Genomic DNA, 24,808 nt, shown 5'->3' with positions numbered 1-24,808 from the left:
CTCTGCCCCTCTGCCCCCCAGCTCCCCCTGCTCTCTTCAAGGACAGTGCAACTTCACAGGCGGCGTAACCAATATTCCCGCAGGCTGGGGCGTTTAATCCGGCTGCTTGAAAAATTGCAGCAATTAAAGCTGTGGTTGTAGTTTTGCCGTTAGTGCCGGTGATTCCTACCCAAGGTACAGTTTGCAAGTGTCGCCAAGCAAGTTCCATTTCTCCAATGGTTTCAACGCCTAATTCTCTTGCTTGAACTAACACGGGAATATCCCAAGGAACACCAGGACTAACAACAATTAAATCAGGTAAATTATTTGCGTTTAATTCTAGGGAATATCCCAGTTTCAAAGTTATTTGTTCGTCAGCAAGTTCTTGTTGTTGTTTGAGAAGGGTTTCGGAGGTGTTGCGATCGCTCAACTCCACCTCCCAACCTTCCTGTTTCAACAATCTCGCCGCAGCAACACCGGACTTTCCCAATCCAATCACATGGGCTTTGGACATAGACTGTAGCAGAGTACCCTGGTTAAGCACTCCTTATACTAACGCTTCTCGGCAAAAATTACACCAGTCTTTGTTGCTTTATGCTACAGATTTTTCACGATCGCCCCAAAATCAGCCAAGACGCGAGCGTGATTTCGCAATAACGAGAGTAGATGTAACCGATTGCGCTTGATTTCTGGGTTGGAGTCCATGACTAAAACGCTATCCGGCCCATCAAAAAAGTTACTAACGGTGGGAGCAATTTTTTCTAACACTGTTACTAACAGTTGATAATTCCTGGATTCTTGGGCTGTTTGAGTTTGGGGCACTAAATCAACTATGGCATCGTAGAAAGCTTTCTCGGAAGGTTTTTGAAACAGTTCTGGGTTAACTAACGCTGTTGGTTCTAGCTGTTTGGTATCTAAATCGCCTTGGGCTGCTAGCCTTGTGGAACGGTTAACGGTTTCATAAATTTTATCTAAAGTACCGTCATTGCGAATTTGTTGGAGGTACAAGGCGCGATCGCGCACATCCAATAAATCTTTTAACGCCCGTTCTGTATATTCTGGGTCGTTTTCTCCCAAAACGGCGTTTACGAGGTCGTAATCAATCTGCTTTTCTTCTTGCAACAAAGTGCGGATGCGTTGCAAGAAAAAGTCTCGTAATGTTGCAGTTAATTGCACTTGGTCTTTGTTGTACGCTGTTGCAAAGTCTGTTGCTATTTGCTCCAATAAATTTTCTAAATTTATTGGTAAATCGTTAGACCAAGTAATCTTAATTACGGCATTGGCAGCACGACGCAAAGCAAATGGATCGGAGGAACCAGAAGGAATTAAACCTAAGCCAAAGATACTAACTAGAGTATCTAATCTATCTGCCAAACCCACAATTTGACCTGTGAGGGTTTCAGGTAAAATGTCACCTGCTCCTGTTGGTAAATAATGTTCAACAATTGCTTTTGCTACTTCGGTATCTTCACCACTTGCTAAAGCATATTTTTCTCCCATAATTCCTTGCAATTCGGGAAATTCATATACCATCTGGGTGACTAAATCTGCTTTACATAATAAGGCGGCTCGTTGACCTTTTTGGCTTTGAGCTTCTTCTAACTGCAATTGTTCGCTAATTTGTTTGGCAATTTTAATGATTCTATCTACTTTGGCACGTACAGAACCTAACTCTTCTTGGAAAGTAACTTTTTCTAATTGTGGTAAAAAGCTTTCTAAAGGCTTGGCTAAATCGGTTTTGTAGAAAAACTGTCCATCTGCCAATCTAGCGCGGATGACTCTTTCATTCCCAACAGCAATTATTGCTGATTTTTGGGGATCGCCATTAGAAACGGTGATGAAATTAGGCAATAATTCTTTCTGAAGACTCTCGCCTTGAAATACAGGGAAATAACGCTGGTGAGTCACCATCACTTCAGTAATTACTTCAGTTGGTAATTGCAAAAATTCTGGTTCAAATTTGCCAATCACAGCTGAAGGATATTCTACAAGATTGGTAACTTCTTCTAATAAATCGGGATAAAGTACTGTATGACCACCTAAATCTTGCGCTGCTAATTGCACTTGCTCTTTAATAATGTTTGCCCGTTCTTCAGGATCGACTGTGACATAGGCAGAGCGTAGTGTAGTAACATAATCGGTGGCATGATTAATAGTTACAGGTTCGGGATGCAAAACGCGATGCGCTTGGGAAATGCGATCGCTTTTAATTGTTTCCGAACCATTAACTAATTCGATTGGCAGTACTGTCTCATCTAACAAAGCCACCAGCCAACGAATGGGACGAGAAAACCTCACATCCCCGTCACCCCAGCGCATCAACCGCTTACCTTCTAGTTTTGAAATCCATTGCGGTACAAGTTCTGTAAAAATTTCCGCCACAGGACGACCGGGAATTCTTTTTTGGACAAAGACAAAATCACCTTTATCTGTAGGGCGAACTTCCAAAGCCTCAATTTCCACTCCTTGCTTTTTGGCAAAGCCTGCTGCTGCTGGTGTTGGTTTGCCATCTTTAAAAGCTGCTTGGGCGGGCGGGCCTTTTATTTCTTCTTCGCGGTCTGGTTGCTGTGATGGGAGACCTTCAATTAGTATTGCCAAGCGCCGGGGAGTACCGTAAACTGCTACAGATGTGCTTGTGAGGCTGTTGGCTGCTAAACTTTCGGGAATGTGCGATCGCCACTGCACTAAAGCATCACTGAGAAAACTTGCGGGTAGTTCTTCTGTACCAACTTCTAATAAAAACGCAGGCATAGGTCAATCTTTTTAATTTTGCGTAGCTCAACTTTATCAGTCAATTCCAACAGTTTACCTTGCCGTAACGCTGAGGTATGTATGCTATGCAAAACAGTTTACGAATCAACTTACTAGCTGTTCGCAACACGCTAATATACCAAGCTAATGCACGCTAAAAAAGTATAACTACTTGTGGCGATCGTTGACTGTTAACTTTTGAACGAAAACACAAAGGATACAAACCCCTGAATTTATTTATGGAGAAGCAAAAAAATGTATTTCGAGACGCACAGCGCAAGAAATACTACTTCATAATGCTTTTGTTGCCAAATTTGTTTAATTAGGCTGAAGATTTATTTCTCTTTCTACGTTCCAATAAAAGAGGTAAATTATATCAGTAAATAAGGGAACTGCATGGCGATAGATCGAATGAGCAATCGAGAAAGTGAGTTAAATTCGCTCCAGCGCCTTCTTGGGATTCGGATCTTACTGGTAGAGGATGAGCCAGATATTGCAGACCTGTTTGTTTACATTCTAGAAGCAGCAGGTGCAGAAGTGATGACTTTCATCGACGCAGAAACAGCTCTCGCCTCGCTTGAAGCCGTTTATCCCGATGTTCTGGTGTGCAATATAAAATTGCCTACTCATGATGGAAATTGGTTGATTAAGCAACTTCGGATGCATTCAAGTGTATTTTTACAGCAGTTGCCAGCTATTGCCGTAACTTCTTATACACGGGAAATTTCAGATCGCAAGGCTTTAACTGCTGGCTTCGATCGATTTATGGTCAAGCTTGACAGACCAGAGGAAATTGTGGAGGAAATTGTTTACCTACTATCCACTCATTCATAGATTAGTACTTTTTAAATATCCTCTTAGCATTAATTTGCGGTTGTCTTTTATTAACTCAATCGCGTTATGCCACACAATAGCAGTGCAAAGCGTTTCCTCTTCACGCACTCTTGAAATTAGAAAGCAAAAGCTGCGATCGCTTACTCAAAAGTTGCGATCGCTTTCTGATTTTAGTGTTTTCCGCAAGTAAAACCTGCGATCGCCTTCTCAAAAGCTGCGATCGCTTTCTGATTTTGGTGTTTTCCGCAAGTAAAAGTTGCGATCGCTTTCTGATTTTGGTGTTTTCCGCAAGTAAAACCTGCGATCGCTTTCTGATTTTGGTGTTTTCCGCGAGTAAAACCTGCGATCGCTTTCTGATTTTGGTAATTTATAGCCGTCGCCAGTAGTGTTAGGACATCAACAGACAATCAAACCTAGACACAAAAAGACTTTTCACCCAGTCACCAGCTGACTTTTCACGTCATCTGGAAAAAGGGACGGGGTGTGGGGTGTGGTAAGACTTTCATGATTTACCCTACACCCTACCCCCTACCCCCTACACCCAGCATAAACAAGGGTTTTAAGACTTCCCGTGAAAAATCAGAGTCCCCAGTCACCAGCTATACTTACTTATTACAAATATCACTTGTAGCAAAAACTGTTGTAGATTTGCTGAAATTCTCTCAGGCTGCTAAATACGGAGGTCTATTAAGGTAAAGAATATTAACAGTATTACAAGATATCATGGCTCGTAAAAAAAGAACCTCTAAAGCGTTAGAAAAAGCCGTGCGTCGTGCAGCTGGCATTGACTCAATCGCTCCAAACTTAGATTTAGGCAATGGACTTACACAGTCTGCTTTTTCAAACTTAATTGAAACGATGCGAACTAAAGAAAATGCATACAACACTGCCCTTTCTAACTTGGATAAGTTATACCGTGAAATGTTAGAGACAGAGTATAAGTTGGCAGATATGACAGAACATATGCTGATGGCAGTTGGGACTCGATATGGCAAAAGCAGTGTGGAGTATGGTATGGCAGGAGGAGTGCCCAAAAATCAGCGTCGCAAGGGATTGCGAGGCGAGTCCTCAACTTTCAGTTCTAAGCAAGAGTCATTGATTGCTAGTGTAGACGGCAACGGCAATGGAAAGAAAGCAGTAGTAGCAAGTTAATTCGTAATTCGTAATTAAGGAAGTCAGATTTAATTAGGGTTTCCGGGTTTAAATCTATTGCTGAATTTTAGAAGATTGGTATTACGCAATACCGACCCCACCCGTTATACCATAAACTTCTCCTGTGATGTAGCTTGCCTCCTGTGAAGCCAAGAGTACATATACAGGAGCAATTTCTACGGGCTGTCCGGGTCGTCCCAATGGAACCGAGGAGCCAAATTTCTCAATCTTTTCTTGAGTCTGACCGCCACTAGGCTGTAGGGGTGTCCAGAACGGGCCGGGTGCTACAGCATTGACGCGTACACCCTTCTCAATCAGTTGTTTAGAGATTGCTTTGGTGAAATTAACAATCCCTGCTTTGGTGAGCGCATAGTCAATAATGTTCTGTGAAGGGTCATACGCTTGAACGGAAGTTGTATTAATGATGGCTGCACCCGGTTTTAAGTGCGGTATAGCCTCTTGCGTAATCCAAAATAGTGCGTAGAGGTTGGTCTTGAGTACCTTATCAAACTCTTCGGAGGTGATATCGCCAAGAGAAGGATGAGAAGTCTGTGCGCCTGCATTGTTAACGAGAATGTCTAAACCGCCCAGAGATTCTACTGCATCAGTGACGAGTTTTCGGCAAAAATTCTCATCTTTGATATCACCAGGAAGCGCAACAGCTTTGCGTCCCGCTTGTTCGATTATTTCTATGACCTCTTTTGCGTCGGACTGTTCGCTATCTAGATAGGAGATTGCCACATCAGCCCCTTCACGCGCAAAAGCGATCGCCACGGCGCGCCCGATACCAGAATCTCCTCCAGTGATTAACGCCTTTCGGTTTACAAGCTTTCCACATCCTTTATAACTTTCCTCACCGTGATCCGGCAGAGGGTTCATCTTTTGGGCGAGTCCCGGTACAGGTTGCGGCTGACGGGGAAAGGGGGGTTGTGGATATTGCTGACGCGGATCTTGCATCTTCAATCGATCGTCTGTCATTGATTGCTCCGATGTTATTGTGTACTTAATTGTAGAATCAATCACTTTTGCATCGTATCTATCTACAGCGATCGCAGCAGCAGCCACTTACTCTTTACAAAGTAAGGTCATAACAATTTGTCAATAATTAATAGGGCTTAAATATCGCAAGAGGCAGCTATGCTGGAGGCAGAAGGTAAAAGTATTACTACTCCTGGCATTCAAGCTTTAAAAATGTCCTAAGCTAAAGCGCATTTAATTTTCAGAAATACTCATAGTGGTTGTTGAGCGCTGACTGTTGACACTCAACAGTCAGCGCTCAAGTACTTACTGTAGAACTTACTTTAACAGTTGCCCGTCTGCCAACCACAAGCAGTGTTTAAGATAGTGGTGAATCGACTATCGAGAATCGAACTACCTTGGTAAAGTGGCCCTACTGCTGTTGGGCCATATGAGGTAACGCCAACGATTTGGTTGACAGCTTTATCCGACCCATCGACTTGGCCGCTGGCAGCAACACCAAAATTCTGCACCCAAGGCCCTCCACTCGAACCGCCTCTCATGTCAGAACCATACAGGGCTGTGTTATTACCTCCACTACCATAACTTCCTGCTGTAACTTGATGCATTTTTTGAGCATTATCCAAATTACCTGGATATCCCAGCAAAGTAACGTGATTAGGTAGAAGATCGAGAGTTTTATATCCAAAGTAGCCAACAATATCACCTATTTTGCGAGTAACTCCGCTAAATGATTGGTCTGAGACTTCGAGAAGTGCATAGTCGGCAGCATTGGGAACTGCACCATTACCGGTACTCCAAGTGCTTGTTGTAATAACGCGACTCCAAGACCACTGCTTATATGGAGCAGCACCATCTCTATAAGCAGGAATAAAGATGAAATTAGTGAAGAAACCATTATTTCCTCCACTTCCACTATGAACGCAATGACCCGCTGTCAAGATCAGTCTTGGTCTGATGACAGCCCCAGAACAGATAAAATCACCTCCACCAGGTTTGGAAAAGAAAATTTTCCCTGCGGCTACATACGGATAGGATAAGTCAGCCGATAGAGGAACGAGTCGAGAACTCGTAAAACGGGCGTTTTGAGTACCAACATTGTTAGGTTGAACTTGGTCGCTTTGAACCTCAAGGTTATTAGGTGTAAACAAAGGCTGCTGGTCGATAAGTACTTTGACTGTTGGTTTTGCCCCACGGCCTGCTTGCGGTTTGCCTGTAACTTGAGCTGTTTGTCCGGTGACAACACCGTTATACGATATGGGCAAAGGTAAAGGTTTAGCATTTCTCAGTCTCTCAGGAGTCCAGACATTTTGCGTACTGTTAGGACTCACATTCGGAGCTTCTTTAATTACATACGTTGTTGATGGTGCTGTCTGTTGTGCAAATACAGGTGTTTGCACAATGGCCAAAGAAGTAAGCAACACAGAGTTGAACGCAGCAATAGATTTGTGCATACAGTAAATTTGCTCCTTCTGGGGAGTTAGTTTATACAGTTAATTTCAAACAGTATGGGGGTTTTTATATGAATTTATGATGAAGTTATTATAAGATTTTGGACTTATTTAGTTAAATTTATTTAACCCAAGTTTTTAGGTGTAAAAATAAAAAACAAGCATTTTTGGTGTAAAATCCCAAAATTTACGGCAAAACTCATGGCTGTCGAAGAACTTAGAGAATACAAACTCATCCCCAATGTCGATAAAATATGAGATTAAGATGAAGGAAGATCGAGCAAAATGAGGTTCTCAAAAGAGAGTGATAATTAACACGATATATTTGCTATCAACTCCTCTAACACAATCAGATAATTTGTAGCTCCGAAAAATTATAGTGATAATTTAATTACAACAGAGGAAATATGAACACGAACAAATTGATGTCAACTTTAGCAGTTGCCAGCCTAGCAGGGATACTATTAACTTCCTATATTGCTAAAGGAGAAGTAGTTAATATGGAGCCACAGGATACTAACATTCAAAAGGAAAATACTACTCAAACACACGAACAAATAAAAGATTATTGGACACCAGAAAGAATGCGAAATGCCAAGCCATTGATGCCTACGGTTACTGACATTCCTAATTCCAGCTCGCCATCAGATATTAAACAACCTTCTCATCGAACAAATAGTGGTGCTGGTTCTGCACCTATAGAACCTATACAACAGTAGCTTTAATAGAATTATGCGGCTTAGTAGCCGTCTGATAAATTATCATAAATAGCTTACTCATAGAAGCAGCGATCGCTAGTTCTATGAGTAAAAAGTTTTGCAAATGCCGCTCACCCCAATGAGATCCGAGAGTAACGCAAATGCAGTCTTAGCAGCCTCAGCCAGCGCAGCCAAATTTGCGCTGGTTGCTCAAAGAATGTGAAAATATCACCGAAACCTAGATTAGTTTTGTGATGATGTAACCAGTGCCTTTCAGGAGTAGTGATGAAGAGAACTTGGCAAAAAAGATTCACTAGCTTTGGAGTTTGCCAACCCAAAACACTGACGTGTCTCCACCATACATGAAACTGCCCCAGCAGTAGTCCACAGATAACACCGATGGGAGAGAAAGACCACAGAACTACTGCCATCACTAAATAAGGTAAGGCTCCCAAGATACCATCTAAAAGAACCTGGAGATTAAGTGTCAAAATAGCGTAATGGCGAAAATCCTTCTTCCAAGAGTGGTGCGTTTTGAGATGGAGGCTACCAAAAACATGCTCAGGTACGTGGTAACAGAAAGTAGACAAGAAATCGCCAAAAAACAATAATAGCCAAGCAACAGCGATAGCCTCAAGCATTTATCATCCTCACGTTCAGTAAAAAACACCAAAGAAAAAATGCAGATATCATGCTGTGGACGTAGACAGCTAATTTTCTACTTTGCTAGCAGCGATCGCTGTGCGTTTCGTAGGTCTACGCTCCAGCTAGTTCTGCTCAGAATAATTTAGGAGGTTGCAGTTTCATGAATCTCCGCTCCGGAATGTAGAGAATAGCAACTTTTCAGTGCTTTTTATTTGGCTTCTGGCTCTAGGTTGAAGGACGTTATACATCTAAATGTCGATAGATTTGCCGTATTTTACCATATTCACCTCACAATCTTCTTACTAAGGCAGATAGCATAAGCAAAGATTGAGTTAAAAGTAGTACAAATTTAGGTTAAGGTTTTATGTAATATTATTCAGTCTCAACTAATTGCAATTTGACTGAATATATAATGCTAAAAATTAGGCTAATCATAGCTTTCGACTGTTAGTAAAGCTTTTTTAAAGTCAGCTTTACCGATAGCATAATTTAGGACAGGTCGTGAGTTACAGTTATCAAAAAGTGTTTGATATTACTAAAATACTTGATAAATATGGCAGGCGATCGCATCAGTCTCTTTTTATGCAATCCCTTTTTTAGCTTCCTACTGCATCCACTCAAAATTGGATATTTGTTGATATTTTTCCTACTTTTTTATATTAAAAAATAATTAATAAATTAGTTTAAATATTAAAACTATATTAACAACTTTTTACAGTCAATATCAACATAACAATATACAAATCAAGCTAGAATCGAAGTATTTTCCCAATATAGATGTACAATACAAATAGATGCCGATGGCTTACTCTACTCCTATATTTGGCAAGAAGTTGCCTGTACCCAAGTACTGGCATTCTATTGCTAGTTGAGGTGTATTAGGTGTAGAGAAAAAGCAGCATATCTGTAGGCAAAGGGAATATCTCGTAAAACCTGCCCTGACAAGAGTTCAAACCTCTGGGGCGTTAACTTTGGAATCTGCCCAATTAACACGATTTGAGTGGATTTGCAGCAAATGACTGCATACCATTTACTGCTGGGCTGAGAAATCAGCATAGATGAATAATTGCCAATTTGCCCAAAAGCCCTTCCAGATTTAAAATCCAGAGGAGTCAATGAATATCAACACTTTCACCAAGGCAAAAAATGTATATAAGCGCCTTGAAGAAGAAACGCCTTTATCAGAAAAAAGCCTGATAAAAAATGGTATTAAATGTGAAAATCCCAAAAAAAAAGAACCTAGGGCTGAAAATTCCACAGTCAATGACTTAAATCGTGGTCGGGTAGCTATTTTTATTGATGGTGTAAACTTATTTCACGCAGCTTTGCAACTTGGCATTGAAATCGACTATCTGAAATTGCTTTGTCGTTTAACCGCTGGTTCGAGGTTGTTACGGGCTTTTTTCTACACTACCGTTGATATCTCACGCCAAACTCATACGCGTCCGCGCCCCAATGAAAAACAACAAGGTTTTCTATTTTGGATGCGTCGCAATGGTTATCGTGTAGTTACCAAAGAAGTCCAGATCGCAGATAATTCCAAAAAACCCAATTTGAATGTAGAAATTGCTGTCGATATGATCACTTTAACTCCCTACTACGACACTGCGGTTTTAGTTAGCGGAGATGGAGATTTAACTTACGCTGTTGATGCTGTCACTAGTAAAGGAGCTAAAGTTGAAGTTGTAAGTCTGCGAACCATGACCAGCGACAGTTTAATAGATGTTGCTGACTCTTTTGTTGACATTGATAGCATCAAGCATCACATCCAGAAGGATTCCCATTCAAGCTACAATTATCGAGCGCTGTCTAATTCCAATCTGTAAATCTCCATTGAATGTTACATAGTATGGAAGATGAGGGGGATGAGGGAGATGAGGGAGATGAGGGAGATAAAAACAATAATTCTTAACTCCTAACTCCTGTCTTATACTTAACTCTGCGTATTTTACTTAATCCGATCGAGATGGATATTTTAATTGTTGAGGATGAATCAGAAATTGCTCAATTAATCCAACTTTCTTTAGAAAAAGAAGGATTTTTTTGTCGTGTTAGCCGCGATGGTGTCAATGCCTTGCGGATGTTTCAAGAGCAACCACCAGATTTAATTATCTTAGATTTAATGATTCCTGGGTTGGATGGACTAGAAGTTTGTGCCAGAATTCGCCAAAAACCGGGTGTTAAAGACCCTTATATCTTAATGCTCACAGCTAAGGGCGAAGAAATCGATCGCGTGATTGGTTTATCTACTGGTGCTGATGACTACATGGTTAAACCCTTCAGCCCTAGAGAGTTAGTTGCTAGGGTGCGGGCGCTATTGCGGCGTAGTCTCCGCCAAGGAGGACAACATCAGGTAAATCGTACCCAACACTTTATCGTAGATGTAGAGCAACGCACTGCCAGTCGTCAAATGGATTCCCAAGAACCAGAAATTTTAGATTTGACGACCCTAGAATTTAACTTGTTAACCACCTTTGTTAGTAATCCTGGTCGAGTTTGGAACCGGACTCAGCTCATTGATAAACTTTGGGGCGATAATTTTTTTGGCGACGAACGGGTGGTAGATACTCATGTAGCTCGATTAAGAAAAAAAGTTGAGCCTGACCCTGCTAACCCTACTTTTATCAAAACCGTTGTTGGGGTGGGCTATAAATTTGAAGACTCCCCCCTAGTTTGAGTATGACCAAAACCAACTGGCGTTGGACAAAATCCTTGCCTTTAGCATCACGTCTATTTTTCTCCCACTTAGTGGTGATGATGGTGGGATTAATTAGCCTTGTGATTATCAGTAAAGTTTCTTCTCCCCGCTTTTTTGTACTGCATTTGGAAAGATTAGAAAGTAGGGGATTGAGATTAATTAATATTCGTACTGAATTGGTTGAGGGTTTTGAAATTGCTTGGCGACGCAGTACGCTTTGGTCAGTCATAGTCGGTACTACCGCAGCCGGAGGATTGAGTTACTGGGTATCCAAACGGATTATGCAGCGGTTGACAGAGATGGAACAAATTACACAAAAGTTTGCCGCTGGTCATCTAGAAGCGCGATTACCGCTATCTGATATTCCAGAACTGAATCGCTTAGGTGCTAGTTTTAATCGCATGGCAGCCAGTTTAGAAGGCGTAGAAGCACGGCGGCGAGAACTGATTGGAGACATGACCCACGAACTGCGGACACCGCTTACAGTTGTGCGCGGTTACTTAGAGGAACTAGCCGATGGAGAAATTGACCCATCTCCAGAAATTTATCGGCGGCTGGCAAAGGAAACTAAGCGCTTAGAGCGTTTGGTCAACGATTTGCAAGAACTCTCAAAAGCAGAAGCCGGTTATTTGCCTATTAATATACAGCCAGTGAATTTGTATCCTTTATTAGAGTCATTAATAGAGAAATTTACCGACCAACTGTTAGAAGATGGCCCCGTTTTACGTACAGAATTACCATCGCAATTGCCGCTTGTATTAGCAGATATTGACCGTACAGAACAAGTGCTAGTCAACTTGCTAGGTAATGCAGTGCGTTATACTCCCAAAGGCTCAATTACTATCCGTGCTTGGAGTGACGCATCTAAACTCTGGATTGAAGTTGCCGATACAGGTATTGGCATTGCTGCAAAGGATTTACCGAACGTGTTTGAGCGTTTTTGGCGAGCCGATCGCTCGCGCGATCGCTATTCTGGAGGAACGGGTATTGGTTTAACTATATCCCGCCGTTTGGTTGAGTTACAAGGCGGTCAGATTCAGGTAGATAGCGAGATGGGAACTGGCAGTAAGTTTCGTTTTTGCTTGCCTTTAGCTTGAAGCGATACAAACAATTGTCATAACCAGGTTGCATCTGTGTCACATCTAATTGCTAGGTTGAAAGAGATTGGCAACTGGGGATTAGGGACTGGGGACTAGGACTAGGAAAAACTCTTACCCAATACCCAATCCCTAATACCCAATACCTAATACCTAGTACCAAGTCCTCGTATGTCTGCTTTTTTCCTGGCTACACTTTTGGTTAGTCTAATCACTGTATCTGGTTGGGCTGCGATCGCTTACTTGTTCCCTCAGAACAATTCCCAAGACTAATAAAACTTAATTCCTTAGCTTTTAGCTCATATTATCAGGAGATAATGAAAAAGATATGCCGATTCATCCTAAAAGGCTGAGATTAATCCTTTGAAGATTAAACGAGCATTTCAGAATTCAAGTCTCAAAGGATTAAGTTAACGTTGTTTCAAGGTTTTTTAAACTTAAACAAACCATTTGGCTGGACTTCCCACGATTGTGTAGCACGGGTGCGAAAACTATTGCGCCTCAAACGTGTGGGACATGCGGGAACCTTAGATCCTGCTGCTACTGGGGTATTACCGATCGCACTTGGTAAAGCCACTAGATTATTACAATATTTACCAGGGGAAAAAGCTTACAAAGCCACTGTTCAGTTGGGCGTGCGGACTACAACAGATGATTTGCAAGGTGAAATTATCGCTTCTGTGCCTTGTGCAGGGTTGAATTTGGCAGATGTAAAAACTGCACTGGCAAAATTTACAGGCAAGATTGAGCAAATTCCACCAATTTACAGTGCAATTCAAGTCGAAGGAAAACGTCTGTACGACTTAGCACGCCAAGGCGAAACCGTAGAAGTTCCAGCACGGACTGTAGAAGTTTTTCACATAGAAATTTTGGATTGGCGAGAAGGGGATTTTCCAGAATTGGATGTTGCGATCGCTTGTGGTGCTGGTACATATATTAGAGCGATCGCTCGTGACTTAGGTGCAGTATTACAAACTGGCGGTACTCTGGCCGCATTAACACGTACCCAAAGTAGTGGCTTCCACTTAGCAAATAGTCTCACCTTGAACGACTTAGAAAAGCAACTAGAAGCTGGGACATTTCAACCCACAACTCCAGATGCAGCTTTGCAACATTTACCATCTATTAAATTACCAACAATATCTGCTCAAAAATGGTGTCAAGGTCAGCGAATTTCTGTAACTTCTGGTGTTTCTGGGATGATGCGAGTTTATGAAGATACGCGCTTTTTGGGTATTGGACAATCACAAGACGAAATATTAATTCCCCAAATGGTATTTGAACCAATTTCGTAAAACAGTAGTGGTTAGCCGCAACATATTCCATCAACTCAGATGATTGCTTATTGACAAATAGTCTGTTATACCAAATTAGGACAAAGATGTATTATTTCCGGAACGAGGAAACACATTGAGAATTGTTTTTCTCACACCTTTGGGAGTTTCTCTTAATTACGAATTACGAATTACGAATTACGAATTAGTATTATTCCCAAGTAGACACATCTCGCAGTAGATCGGGAATTTGCCCTTGAGATTGGGAAAACTCTAACATGGTTTCTCGATAACCTAAATATCCAGACTCTGCAAAAGACAACAGCATCCGCGACAGTGCTAGCCAAACTTCTGGCTCATATTCCCAATCACGATAACGCGAAGCTCGACCAGCAATTGAACGCAGCGCCCAAAAATAAGAATTTCTGACCACAGAACCACCTTTTTTAAATTCTGGTAAGTCCTCATGGTGCAAAAAAAGCACTTGATTTTCAATTTTGGCTCTCATATCGCCATTATAGACTGATGTAAGGGCGAACGTAACAGCGCCCCTACTAAGGATTTCGGGCAATGCAGAATTGATTTTCACTCCTATGTCTATTATAAATTTGAGCTTAAACCTAAACGGAAAGTAAACCCAGGACTATAGATCCGATTAACTCGCTCGTATTGCTCGTCTAGTAAATTTTCTAAGTATACCGTTAGTCCTAAAGAGCCTGCGATCCGTATGCGACCGCTGAAATCTAAATTAAAGAAAGATGGTGAGAAATCTGTAGGCTTATCGCTAGTTCTGTTATAGATGGATCTACGAGCGCCACTGTTATAAGTAAGATATAAGTTAGCCTGCCAACCTGCATTTTGATAACCTATACCTGCTTGGAGTAAAGAGTAGGGAATCAATCCCAACTGTAAACCTTTTTCTGTGCCTGTTTTGATTTGAGCATCTGTATAAGTGTAGTTAAGAAAAGTTGACCAGCCAGAAGTAATTTTTAGTTGTAACGCCGCCTCTAGACCATTAGTATCTACTAGTCCAATGTTTGCCCACTTTCCTGCTATGACTCCCAGGCGATTATCTATGCTGCTGCCAAAATATGTAAACTGTCCGGTCAAATTATCTGAAAACTTAATATCTACTCCCGCAGTCCAAGAGGAGCCAGTTTCTGGGTCTAAATCAGGATTTGGTTCCCAACCATGAACCGTATCATAAACATATAACTGATCTAATCCAGGATTGCGCTGTCCTCCTGCCCAACTTCCCCGCACAGCAACTTTGGGAGTAACGGCATAACGTAAACCAACACTGGGGTTAAAATAACTGCCAAACTGTCCATCAAAGCTCTGTCTTAATCCTAAATCTAACTGAAAATCATCACTAATATTTAAAGTATCAACAGCAAATAATGCTGTATTAAACACACTTCTATTTTCAGTTTCATTAGTGCCGATTCTACTAGGGTTAGTACTTAAAACATCACCGTTTAAATCAGTATTTTTTAAATCTAATCCCCAGCGCAATTTATTATTCTGGCTCAATTGCCATTGATGGTCTATTCTAGCTGTAAATTGCTGTGTATCTAAAACACCTGTGCGGTAAAATGCTCCTGAAGGGCCATAGGTGCTAAAGTAATCTTGATTGTAACCAATTGAGGTTGTCAAATTAGAGTTTTCGCCATTACCTAATCGAGTTTTCCAAGATAAGCCAACGTTGAGACCATCATGGTCTAGTCGGTCTTGTTGCAGAGGGAAACCAAAATAAATTAAGCCTCTACGACTGCTGAGTTTAGTAACATCTAAATTTAAAGAGTTTTTATTATCTAAGTCTAAGCCAATGCTCCCAAAGTAAGTACTTGTGGCTGTATCTGCATTAAATAAAAATCCTTGAGCATCCCGGTTGGCTGCACCTACTGGAACGCGGTAGCGGTTATCTGTAAAGTACCTTTCAAAGCTGAAGTTGTACTTAACAGCACCAGACGAACCACCATAACTAACTTGTTGATTATTTAAACTCAATGAGCCAAATTCTACGCTACCAGTTAATTTAGGTGTGCCATAACCTTCTTTAGTAATGATATTGACTACGCCACCAAAGGCTGAGGAACCATATAAAGCGGAGGATACACCGCTATATAATTCCACTCGTTCAATCGACTCTACGGGAATACTATTTAAGTCGGTTCCACCGTGATAAGTGTTAATATTCATATTGATTTGTCTGCCATTAATTAAGAATACAGACTGATTAATTGAGGCTCCTCGATAGTACGTACCTGTATGAATATCTGCACCATGACCTACATCATTAATGGCAAAGCCAGGCAATTTTTTTAAAACATCAGCTAGACTACTAGCACCCTGTTTTTGAATTTCTTCTTTTTCAATTACATAAATCGGAGTAGAGTCAGGTACGGCATCTTGTTCTCCGATCGCTTCTATATTAATATCAGCATCATCAGTGGAAGTTGGTTCTTTTTCTGGCTGGGCATCTGGTTGAGTTCCTGCTGGATCTACTTCAATTGGGACAGATTGTTGAGTTAAGAATTCAGCACTCGTGGTTGGTTGCAGAATTTCACTCAAACTAGAAATATCTGAAGTTGCTTTCGGTAACTTGTGAGAATTTCTCTGCTCAATCTCGGTTTCGGCAGCAAAGACAGGCAACAATATTAGTAAACTTGGTAAAGTAACTGGCAGCAACAAAAAATACTTTTTCACGTTTCTCTCACACTTAGTAAAAACAGTCACCAAGCGATATTGTTGCTGTCACAGTCAAATTATGTCAAAAGACATACTGTCATATTTCAAGCAAGTGCTAATCTCGTTTTCGGTTAGGGAGAAGAGGGAGAATAACTTGCGACTTGCGACTTGTGCCTCCTGCCTCCTGCCTTTTGTAGAGACGCGATTAATCGCGTCTCTACAACAACTAACTCCTAACTCAGCACTCAGCACTCAGCACTCAGCACTCAGCACTCAACACTTTGTTAGGTTAGCAACTATAGTTACTAATTCTGTAGGATCGACGGGTTTGGGGACATGAAGCTGATAGCCTGCTAGTAAAGCTTGCGTGCGGTCTTCTGCTTTAGCATAAGCGGTCAGTGCTATTGCGGGAATCCGCCCTCCTTCTTCTTGGGAAAGTGCTCTGAGTTTACGAATCAGCGTGTAGCCATCTTCTTGTGGCATACCAATATCGCTCACGAGTATATCAGGATGGAATTGTTGCAGGGCAATTAGTGCTTCAAGTGCAGATGCAACCGCCATGACTTGTGCGCCGTACTGTCCCAGAATTGTAGTCAGTAGCTGGAGGGCATCCGGCTCATCGTCAACAACAAGCACTCGCAAGCCGTTAAGTGTTGGCAGATAGCGATCGCTATCTTCACCCTCAATCAAAGGTGAAAGCTGATTGGTATCTACAGGAGTAACTTTCAGCGGCAGATCGACAATGAAAGTTGCTCCTTGTCCAATTCCTGGACTTTCGGCATAGACTGTACCGCCATGTAATTCCACTAAGTGGCGCACAAGTGCTAATCCTAATCCGAGTCCTTTATGCGATCGCGTAATTGAATTATCGCCTTGGCGAAACCGCTCAAATATATAAGGAAGAAATTCTGGCGTAATTCCTCTGCCTGTATCGCTCACTTGCAATTGGATGTTGGAATTAATCTGCTGTAATTGCACAGTCACTCTACCTTTGTTAGGTGTAAATTTGACAGCATTAGTAAGTAAATTCCAAACAACTTGTTGTAAGCGGTTGGCATCGCCCATAACTACGCCTACTAAAGGAGCAAATCTGCACTCGATGGTAATTTCCCTCGCCTCAGCGGCTAGACGCACGGTATCAATTGCTGCTGATACAACTTGGGCAAAGTTTACCGGATAAGTATGCAAGCAGAGTTTACCCCGAATAATCTGTGAGACATCTAGGACATCTTCGATCAGTTGTGCTAGGGATTGAGTATTGCGATCGATGATCTCGATGGCTTGAGTATTAGTAGCTTCATCAAACTTGCGACGCTTGAGTAACTGCGTCCAGCCCAGCATTGCGTTTAGGGGAGTGCGGAGTTCGTGGGAAAGTGTGGCTAAAAACTCGTCTTTCATCCGATTTGCTGCTTCTGCCTCGGCGCGTGCTGCTTGTTCGCGGGCTAGTAATTTTTCCCTTTCTTGTTTAGCGCGTTTGCGTTCGGTTAAATCTAAACAAAATGAGATTATTTCTTCTTGGCTATCTTCAGATTCCTGAAACAAAGCACCACCCATGAGAACAAAGACACGACTACCATCTTTGTGGATGTATTCTGTTTCTAGAGGCTGAAATACCCCTGTGGTTCTCAGTTCTGCAAGAGATTGCTCGTTTACCTCAAGATATTCTGGTGATGTTATGTTTTGCCATCGTACTTGCCTTTTCAGTAATTCTTCTTGTGTATAACCCAACAATTTGAGAAAGGCATCATTCGCTTTGATAATCTCGCCATTGAGATTGGCTATAACTACCCCGATGATGTTGGAATCTACCAACCGTTTAAACTTGGCTTCGCTTACCTGTAGCTGTTGCTCTTTTGTCTCTAAGCGCTGTTTAGCACTGCGTAATTGGCTATTAACCCAACTCATAAAAATTACCACCACTAGAAACACGCATAAATGCACGATGCTGTCTATGCGATAAACATAGAACGTGAACAGTGGCTCTATAAAAAAGTAGTCGATCGCTACAGTAGATAAAGCGGTAGCTAATAACCCTGCTTCCATCCCACCAAACCAGGCACTAACCGCTACAGCAGTAAAAAATAGCATAAACATGGTAGGTGTTAGTAGCGGTCGCAGTAATACTGATAGTAGTAATGAGAGCGTAACAGTCAAAAATGCCAGAGTGTAAGGTGCGAGGCGTTGCCGTGTTCCTTTCAATTTTGCTTCTCCTTGAATGCAGTTAGGCTAGCTAAAGCTACACCCCGTCCATTTTGAAACCTGAATTTGAAGAGAGTACATGATTGGGCTGTGGCTATTCAAAGCTTTAGCCTCATTAAAAAAACTATGGTTTTCAAGAAAGACGCGGTTTAGCTTTAGAATGATTCCCCAAATTGACTAGACAGTACGCTCGCTCATCACCTATTTGATACCGGGAAACTTTTTAGCAAAAATTTTGACTAATGTGAATCCGTCTATAGTAGTAAAAGCCATAAAGAGTCACAACTCGATATGGCAAACGTTTGATAACAGTTTACTTTTAACTGAGTATTGTAGAAGATACTAAGTGTTAAAGAAGAGCAATTTCAGTGACAAACTGTAATTGTTGTTGTACAGACTTAAGTAAATCTAAAGTTTTTTCATAAGCAAGTTTCTGGCCTTGGTTGCCAAAGTATTCAGATGCTTTATGTAGATCGGCGATCGCACTTTGATAATATCCTAAGCGATATTGAGCTAATCCCCGGTTGAGATAAGCTAGGGCATTCTTGGAGTTGAGCTTAATGACTTGGGAAAAATCGCGCACTGCATCAAAATCGTCGCCGTTGCTGCCGTAGGCACAAGCTCGGTTAAAATAAGCTCTGTAATCTTGAGAATCCAGACGAATCGCTCGATTAAAATCGAGCATTGCAGTTTCTAAGTTTTGCAACTTTAAATAAGCCAAACCTCGGTCATTGTAAATATCTGTCAGGAATAAATTGGGTGTTTGAGAAATTTGAGTTAATGCCCGATTATAATCAGAGATTGCTTCTAAATAATTACCTAAGCCTGTATGGGCTACCCCTCGGTTATAGTATGCTCGAAAATCAAAGGGTTTAAGCGCGATCGCTCGATTGTAATCGGTAATAGCTGCAAAAAAGTCTCGTTGTCTGTAGTAGGCGATTCCTCGACTCAGATATGCTTCAATATTATTTGGTGTGAAATTTATTGCTTGAGTACAATCTGCGATCGCTTGATGGTAATCTCGTAAGTGCAGGTAAGCAAGACAGCGATCGCTATAAGCTATAGCAAAATCACTTTGGATTTTAATCGCTTGGTTAAAACTTTCTATTGCTTGATGATAATTACCGCCCTGCATCTGGCTGACACCCAAGTCCAAGAAATTCCTAGATGAAGTTTGAGCGATCGCCAAAGATGATGCGCGTGCATTTGGAGTTAAAATCAAGAACAAAGCAATAAATACACTCAATAAAAATCGCCAAAAATTAGTCATAATACCAAATAGATAGAGATAGTGTTGTTTAGGATTCCCAAAATCGCCTCGAAGTAAAGATCCTCGATCTAAAATCCATCTTGAAAAGTTTGCTATGCAGGGAAACCCGCCCCCATCAATGGCTCAACTTTTCACAAAATCCCAAATTGGTATATGCACCGTCTTTGACAATTTCATCAGATATAGAATTAGCGGGACAAAAAGCCCCGCTAGTTGTTAATTTTAGTTGCTGATAGTTGACATTTTACTTTAACTATCAAAAACTTCAAGCAGGATAATTTATTACTTAAAGTTTCCTTACTTCCAGTCTTTATCTGCTTGTTCGAGTATGTAGGCAGCGATATCTTCAATTTGGTTCGATTTTAGACGACCTTTGAAGGCAGGCATAGCATTTTTACCGTTAGTAACCTGGGCGATAATTGCCTCTGCTGAGTTCATGCCGTACTTTTCCAAAGCATCCTTCTTCAAAGTCTTTTGAGCTTGAACCAAATTTTTACCACCTGCGTGACAAGAAGCACAATTAGAACTAAAAAGTTTAGCTCCGTTGGCGGCATCTGCTAAAGCCGAACTACTGAAGGCAAATGTAAAGATTGCTATGCCCAACAGTAGTACTGAAAGAATCTTTTTCATGTAGTGTTCCCTCTGCGACAAAGACGTATTCCGTAGAATAGCCACTATAATTTTGCGTTGAGCCACACCCATAGTCAAACGACAATCTGTCAAACTTCACCCTAAATTATGAATAAAAAATAAAAGATTGAGGAAGAATGTTTTACTTGTTGATAAGTACTAAACATGAATACATTAAAGTTTTTAGTTAAGGCTTTCACCCTAACTACAAACTCAAAAGTATTTTTGTTTAATTTCAAACTTCATCCTGCATCCTTCATTTTTTAGCCGCTAATTGGGTGAGCGCCTCTTCCGTAACGCGACAGATTCGCCAATCATCTAATATGGATGCTCCCATACTGCGGTAGAATGCTTGGGCTGGTTCGTTCCAATCCAAGACACTCCATTCTAACCGACCACAATTTCTCTCTACAGCTATCTGGGCTACTTTTTTAAGCAGAGCTTTACCAATTCCTTTACCTCGATGTTCTGGTAAAACAAATATATCTTCTAGATAAATTCCTGGCTTTGTCAAAAATGTAGAATAGTTGTGAAAAAACAGGGCAAAACCCACAGCTTGCCCTGAATATTCTGCTAATATTGCCTCGATATACTTAGGGGAACCAAATAAATGTTCCTTAAGTGCTAAAACATTTCCAGTTACGGCATGAGATAATTTTTCGTACTCTGCAAGCCCCTTAATTAATTCAAACAGTACGTTGCTATCAGCTGGTTCGGCGAAACGTAAAATTAAATTGCTACTTGAAGTCATGAATATATCATCGAAAGTCTATAGTCCATAGTCTATAGTCAATTGTGTCAAGTTTTTGACTAATGACCGACTTGAAAATGGGTGTAGGGAAAAGCCCGATTTCCATGCCTGACAGTGAAGTTTTTTCATTATCATTAGGACTGCTTTCTACTTAATGCCCAGATGGTGGCTTGCTGGTGGTTAGGATTTAATGTATATACAAATACTACCCCCCTAATTCATTAAGGGAGCCAAACGTATCGGGGTTTGCAATTATCTCAAGCCCAATAATTCAGCTGTTGCGACTTTTAAATTAACCAACCCTTTAAGCGTTTGGCTATATGAGGACGGCGTAATTTCCGCATAGCTTTGCTTTGAATTTGTCGCACTCGTTCGCGTGACAAATTAAACATGTTTCCGACTTCTTCTAAAGTACAAGGTTCGCTGGTGGTCAAGCCATAACGCAAAGAAATTACATCTTTCTCTCTGGGAGTTAGTACGTCGCCTAAGACTTCCCAAATCTCCTGACGCATCATGTTTTCGTTCATTTTTGCTTCTGGAGACAGGTTATCTTCATCTTCTAATAAATCCATCAATTCTGTGTCTTCTTCTTTACCGACACGATGGTTGAGGGACAGTGCTTGTCGGCGTAATTGTTGTAGTTGACGCAGCTGTTGGACGTTAATTTCCAATGCTTCTGCCATTTCCGCTTCAGAGGGATTGCGACAGAGTTTTTGTTTGAGTTCTCGCTGTGCTTTTTTGAGTTTATTAAGTTTTTCTACAATATGAATTGGTAAGCGAATTGTCCGCGCATCATTAGCGATCGCTCTAGTAATTGCTTGTCTAATCCACCAGTAGGCGTATGTAGAAAACTTGTATCCTTTATCGGGATCGAATTTTTCTGTAGCCCGATTTAAACCCATTGCTCCTTCCTGGATTAAATCCAGAAAAGGTACTCCGCGATTGAGATATCGCTTGGCAATTGAGACTACCAATCTCAAGTTCGAGCGAATCATTTTGCGTTTTGCTACTCGACCTTGATATAGGCGACTTTCTAGTTGCTTCTCTGTCATATCGAGCTGGGAGGCTACTTGTACCTTGGTTGGTTGCTGTCCCAGTTCTGACTGCAAAGCAGCTTGTATATCTCTGACTTCCTCTAAAAACCGAACTCGCCGCGCTAATTCTACTTCTTCATCGGGTTTTAACAGCGGATAACGCGCCATTTCTTTAAAAAACGCGCCTACAGCATCATCATGCTCGGTTTTATTGTATCCAGAAGGTCTGGCCGCTGCCATTTCATCCCCATCGCGTTCCTCTGATTCCAGATTTTCTGCAATTGGGGATTCTTCCTCTATTACTGTTTCTAGAATATCGAGTAATGGTTCTTCATGTTCGGCAGTATTCTCCAGTATTTCCATTGTTCCCAATTCGGCAATGTTCATAGTTTCCTTTAGGGATTGTTGCTTTGTTTGGTACATAATTTTAGTGACAGCTACTTGCTTGAAGCTTGGTAGTTTTCCCTAAGAAACAAATGCACCCTTGACGCTGCAAACTATAGGTTTATGCTAATTGCTTCGTAGAAGTGAAAAATCAGTTTCTAGCTGTCATTTTTGAGTTCTACTAGATAGAACCTCTAACAAATACTGGTCTTTGCACCCAGAAACTATCTTCTCAGGTTCCAACAGATATATTTCTTATTTTTTTATTAATACCTTAATCTGTCAAACCCCTTCAATCTTGCTCAACCTTAATAAATATAAAGAACTCAGGTAAATCTCCCTCATATCTTAAAAAATCATGTACTTTTATAAATTTTCTAAGCTTTATATGTTGGGAGTTATTGCAGCGATCGCGATTTCATTTTTGGGGTTATATCTTTCTCCTAAATTTTTTTTACATGGCACTAATTGAGCAATTTAATTCAGAAATATTTTCTTTGTATAAAAGCATCTCATATACACAAAGCATTGAATATCTATCGATAGGCGGAAAAAGGCTATGCCATATTTAGTAGATAGACTAACTATTTCAGACAAGCCGAGGAGAAAGTTTTATGTTTTATAGCGGACTTCAAATATTTATTGCACGTATAGGTAAGTTCAATTTGTCTAGTAGATTACATAACAGGAAAATTATCAAGTATTATGAAGAATAAAAGTATTGCTAAATACACTTTTATTTTAAGAAAGAAAAAACCAAATTTGTGCAAGCAAAATCAAGAAACGAGAAACGTCTATCATAAAAGTTAGGAATTATGTATATTAATGGCATAAATTTACCAAATTTTGTGGTTAGTGAATCGGGAGAATCTTATCAATCAAATAAAAGTCCTAATCGCTGGGTAGAAGTGCTGGTAGACTGTCCAGGCAACTCAGGATTGTTTACATACAGATTACCGTTACACTTAGAAATCAAAGCTGGTGATATTTTAAGTGTGCCATTTGGCGCACAGCAGTTAGGAGCGATCGCCATTCGTTTGTTATCAGAACCAAATATCGATTTACCACCCGAAAAAATCCGAGAAGTAGAAGATATCGTCAGTAAAGGTTTTTTCAAGAGCACTTATTGGGAGTTATTGAATCGAGTTGCCGCATATTACTATACACCTTTAATTCAAGTAATCCGGGTAGCTTTACCACCGGGTTTGTTAGGGCGATCGCAGCGTCGCATTCGTTTGTTACGCACAGCACAAGATAGCGAAACAAAAACACAAAAAGACAAATTGTCTTCTACTCAACTTCTATCTTCCTCACCTTTTATTAGTCCAACTGCACAGCAAATATTGGGACTTTTGCAAGCCCAATCAGCAGGAGACTACAGTTTTGCCTACCTGCAACAAAAAGTCAAATCTGCCTATCGAGGAGTCAGAGAGTTGTTGCGATTGGGTTTAGTAGAAAGCTACTTAGAACCGCCGCGAACAACTCGGCCAAAACTACAAAAAGCAGTGACCTTAATTGGCACGATTGACCGAGACTTAACTATTCGCCAAAGAGAAATTTTAGAAGTCTTGCGACGACTTGGTGGTGAGGTGTGGCAAAAAGAATTATTGCAAATTTGCAATACTAGTTCCTCTATCCTCAAGACGATGGCCGAAAAGGGCTACATAGTTATCGACGAGAGAGAAGTATTAAGAAGCGAACAGAGTTCAACATTAGCTCAAGACGAACCAAAGTCTTTAAATGTAGCGCAAACTAATGCATTAGCAAGTATACAGGCATTAGATGGATTTGCTCAAGTTTTGTTGCATGGGATTACAGGTTCTGGCAAAACAGAAGTATATCTGCAAGCGATCGCACCTCTACTCAAAGTCGGCAAATCTGCCCTAGTTTTAGTACCAGAAATTGGACTCACACCACAATTAACAGACCGTTTCCGTGCTCGGTTTGGCAATAAAGTCAGCGTTTATCACAGCGCCCTTTCCGAAGGCGAACGTTACGACACTTGGCGACAAATGCTAACAGGAGAACCGCAAGTTGTCATCGGGACTCGCAGCGCCATTTTCGCTCCCTTACCCAACTTGGGTTTAATTGTATTAGACGAAGAACACGACAGCAGCTTTAAGCAAGATTCACCCATTCCGACTTATCATGCCCGCACCGTCGCTCAATGGCGAGCAGAATTAGAAAATTGTCCCTTAGTTTTGGGTTCCGCCACACCTTCATTAGAAAGTTGGGTGAGCGTCAAGAGGCAAGGGAGCAGGGGGGCAGAGGGGCAAGGGAGCAGGGGGGCAG

The 24,808-nt window shown here is 41.1% G+C and carries 21 protein-coding genes; 8 read left to right on the top strand and 13 right to left on the bottom strand.

Annotated elements, in window-relative coordinates:
• Together I8752_RS14920 and glyS are read right to left on the bottom strand one after the other, a co-directional pair.
• The coding region (locus I8752_RS14920) for a Mur ligase family protein (protein WP_263985308.1) at positions 1–493 on the bottom strand (493 nt) is incomplete at its 3' end.
• Positions 494–576: 83 nt separating this feature from the next.
• A complete protein-coding gene (glyS, locus tag I8752_RS14915) occupies positions 577–2,730 on the bottom strand; it encodes a glycine--tRNA ligase subunit beta (RefSeq protein ID WP_214433101.1) in 2,154 nt (717 codons plus the stop codon).
• 396 nt (positions 2,731–3,126) lie between these two features.
• On the opposite strand from glyS, the gene I8752_RS14910 reads away from it, so the two are divergent.
• Positions 3,127–3,564, top strand: a complete 438-nt coding sequence (locus I8752_RS14910; RefSeq protein ID WP_214433100.1) for a response regulator — start codon at positions 3,127–3,129, stop codon at positions 3,562–3,564.
• Positions 3,565–3,734: 170 nt separating this feature from the next.
• Here the strand turns inward: I8752_RS14910 and I8752_RS14905 are convergent, their stop codons facing one another.
• The gene (locus I8752_RS14905) at positions 3,735–3,971 is read right to left on the bottom strand and encodes a hypothetical protein (protein ID WP_214433099.1); all 237 of its coding nucleotides are present in this window, start codon (positions 3,969–3,971) and stop codon (positions 3,735–3,737) included.
• Positions 3,972–4,287: 316 nt separating this feature from the next.
• On the opposite strand from I8752_RS14905, the gene I8752_RS14900 reads away from it, so the two are divergent.
• Positions 4,288–4,716, top strand: coding sequence for a hypothetical protein (locus tag I8752_RS14900; protein ID WP_214433098.1), 429 nt, complete (start codon positions 4,288–4,290; stop codon positions 4,714–4,716).
• Positions 4,717–4,797: 81 nt separating this feature from the next.
• On the opposite strand, the gene I8752_RS14895 is transcribed toward I8752_RS14900, so the two are convergent.
• Together I8752_RS14895 and I8752_RS14890 are read right to left on the bottom strand one after the other, a co-directional pair.
• Entirely contained in the window at positions 4,798–5,712 is a 915-nt protein-coding gene (locus tag I8752_RS14895) for an SDR family oxidoreductase (RefSeq protein ID WP_404827096.1), read from the bottom strand.
• A 305-nt stretch (positions 5,713–6,017) separates the two neighbouring features.
• Positions 6,018–7,148 carry a trypsin-like serine peptidase gene (locus I8752_RS14890; RefSeq protein ID WP_214433097.1) on the bottom strand — a complete coding sequence of 377 codons (1,131 nt, stop codon included), beginning with the start codon at positions 7,146–7,148 and terminating at the stop codon, positions 6,018–6,020.
• 404 nt (positions 7,149–7,552) lie between these two features.
• Between I8752_RS14890 and I8752_RS14885 the strand changes: the two genes are divergently transcribed.
• Positions 7,553–7,864: a hypothetical protein gene (locus I8752_RS14885; RefSeq protein ID WP_214433096.1), complete on the top strand. Its 312-nt coding sequence runs from the start codon at positions 7,553–7,555 to the stop codon at positions 7,862–7,864.
• Positions 7,865–7,974: 110 nt separating this feature from the next.
• Here the strand turns inward: I8752_RS14885 and I8752_RS14880 are convergent, their stop codons facing one another.
• The gene (locus I8752_RS14880) at positions 7,975–8,484 is read right to left on the bottom strand and encodes a fatty acid hydroxylase (protein WP_214433095.1); all 510 of its coding nucleotides are present in this window, start codon (positions 8,482–8,484) and stop codon (positions 7,975–7,977) included.
• 1,119 nt (positions 8,485–9,603) lie between these two features.
• Here I8752_RS14880 and I8752_RS14875 point away from each other — a divergent pair.
• From I8752_RS14875 to truB, 4 genes are all read left to right on the top strand, one after another.
• Entirely contained in the window at positions 9,604–10,314 is a 711-nt protein-coding gene (locus tag I8752_RS14875) for a LabA-like NYN domain-containing protein (RefSeq protein ID WP_214433094.1), read from the top strand.
• 140 nt (positions 10,315–10,454) lie between these two features.
• Complete coding sequence (locus I8752_RS14870; RefSeq protein ID WP_214433093.1) at positions 10,455–11,165, top strand: response regulator transcription factor; 711 nt, start codon at positions 10,455–10,457, stop codon at positions 11,163–11,165.
• A 2-nt stretch (positions 11,166–11,167) separates the two neighbouring features.
• On the top strand, positions 11,168–12,283 hold the full coding sequence (locus I8752_RS14865; protein ID WP_214433092.1) for a sensor histidine kinase: 1,116 nt from the start codon (positions 11,168–11,170) through the stop codon (positions 12,281–12,283).
• A 416-nt stretch (positions 12,284–12,699) separates the two neighbouring features.
• Positions 12,700–13,578 carry a tRNA pseudouridine(55) synthase TruB gene (truB, locus tag I8752_RS14860; protein WP_214433091.1) on the top strand — a complete coding sequence of 293 codons (879 nt, stop codon included), beginning with the start codon at positions 12,700–12,702 and terminating at the stop codon, positions 13,576–13,578.
• 190 nt (positions 13,579–13,768) lie between these two features.
• Here truB and I8752_RS14855 read toward each other — a convergent pair whose 3' ends face one another.
• The 7 genes from I8752_RS14855 to I8752_RS14825 form a co-directional block, all read right to left on the bottom strand.
• Positions 13,769–14,065, bottom strand: coding sequence for a hypothetical protein (locus I8752_RS14855; RefSeq protein ID WP_214433090.1), 297 nt, complete (start codon positions 14,063–14,065; stop codon positions 13,769–13,771).
• 92 nt (positions 14,066–14,157) lie between these two features.
• Positions 14,158–16,266 (bottom strand): TonB-dependent receptor plug domain-containing protein, encoded by a 2,109-nt coding sequence (locus I8752_RS14850; RefSeq protein WP_214433089.1) that lies wholly within the window; start codon positions 16,264–16,266, stop codon positions 14,158–14,160.
• Positions 16,267–16,521: 255 nt separating this feature from the next.
• Positions 16,522–18,447, bottom strand: coding sequence for a hybrid sensor histidine kinase/response regulator (locus I8752_RS14845; protein WP_214433088.1), 1,926 nt, complete (start codon positions 18,445–18,447; stop codon positions 16,522–16,524).
• A gap of 349 nt (positions 18,448–18,796) precedes the next feature.
• A complete protein-coding gene (locus I8752_RS14840; RefSeq protein WP_214433087.1) occupies positions 18,797–19,717 on the bottom strand; it encodes a tetratricopeptide repeat protein in 921 nt (306 codons plus the stop codon).
• Between the two features lie 297 nt (positions 19,718–20,014).
• Positions 20,015–20,347, bottom strand: a complete 333-nt coding sequence (gene petJ / locus I8752_RS14835; protein WP_214433086.1) for a cytochrome c6 PetJ — start codon at positions 20,345–20,347, stop codon at positions 20,015–20,017.
• A gap of 256 nt (positions 20,348–20,603) precedes the next feature.
• Complete coding sequence (locus I8752_RS14830; RefSeq protein ID WP_214433085.1) at positions 20,604–21,098, bottom strand: GNAT family N-acetyltransferase; 495 nt, start codon at positions 21,096–21,098, stop codon at positions 20,604–20,606.
• 287 nt (positions 21,099–21,385) lie between these two features.
• The gene (locus tag I8752_RS14825) at positions 21,386–22,555 is read right to left on the bottom strand and encodes an RpoD/SigA family RNA polymerase sigma factor (RefSeq protein ID WP_214433084.1); all 1,170 of its coding nucleotides are present in this window, start codon (positions 22,553–22,555) and stop codon (positions 21,386–21,388) included.
• Between the two features lie 776 nt (positions 22,556–23,331).
• Between I8752_RS14825 and priA the strand changes: the two genes are divergently transcribed.
• The coding region (gene priA, locus I8752_RS14820; protein WP_214433083.1) for a replication restart helicase PriA at positions 23,332–24,808 on the top strand (1,477 nt) is incomplete at its 3' end.

It is taken from the genome of Dendronalium phyllosphericum CENA369 (assembly GCF_016056275.1).
Classification (GTDB): Bacteria; Cyanobacteriota; Cyanobacteriia; order Cyanobacteriales; family Nostocaceae; genus Dendronalium; species Dendronalium phyllosphericum.
This window is presented reverse-complemented; position numbering and strand designations above follow the sequence as displayed.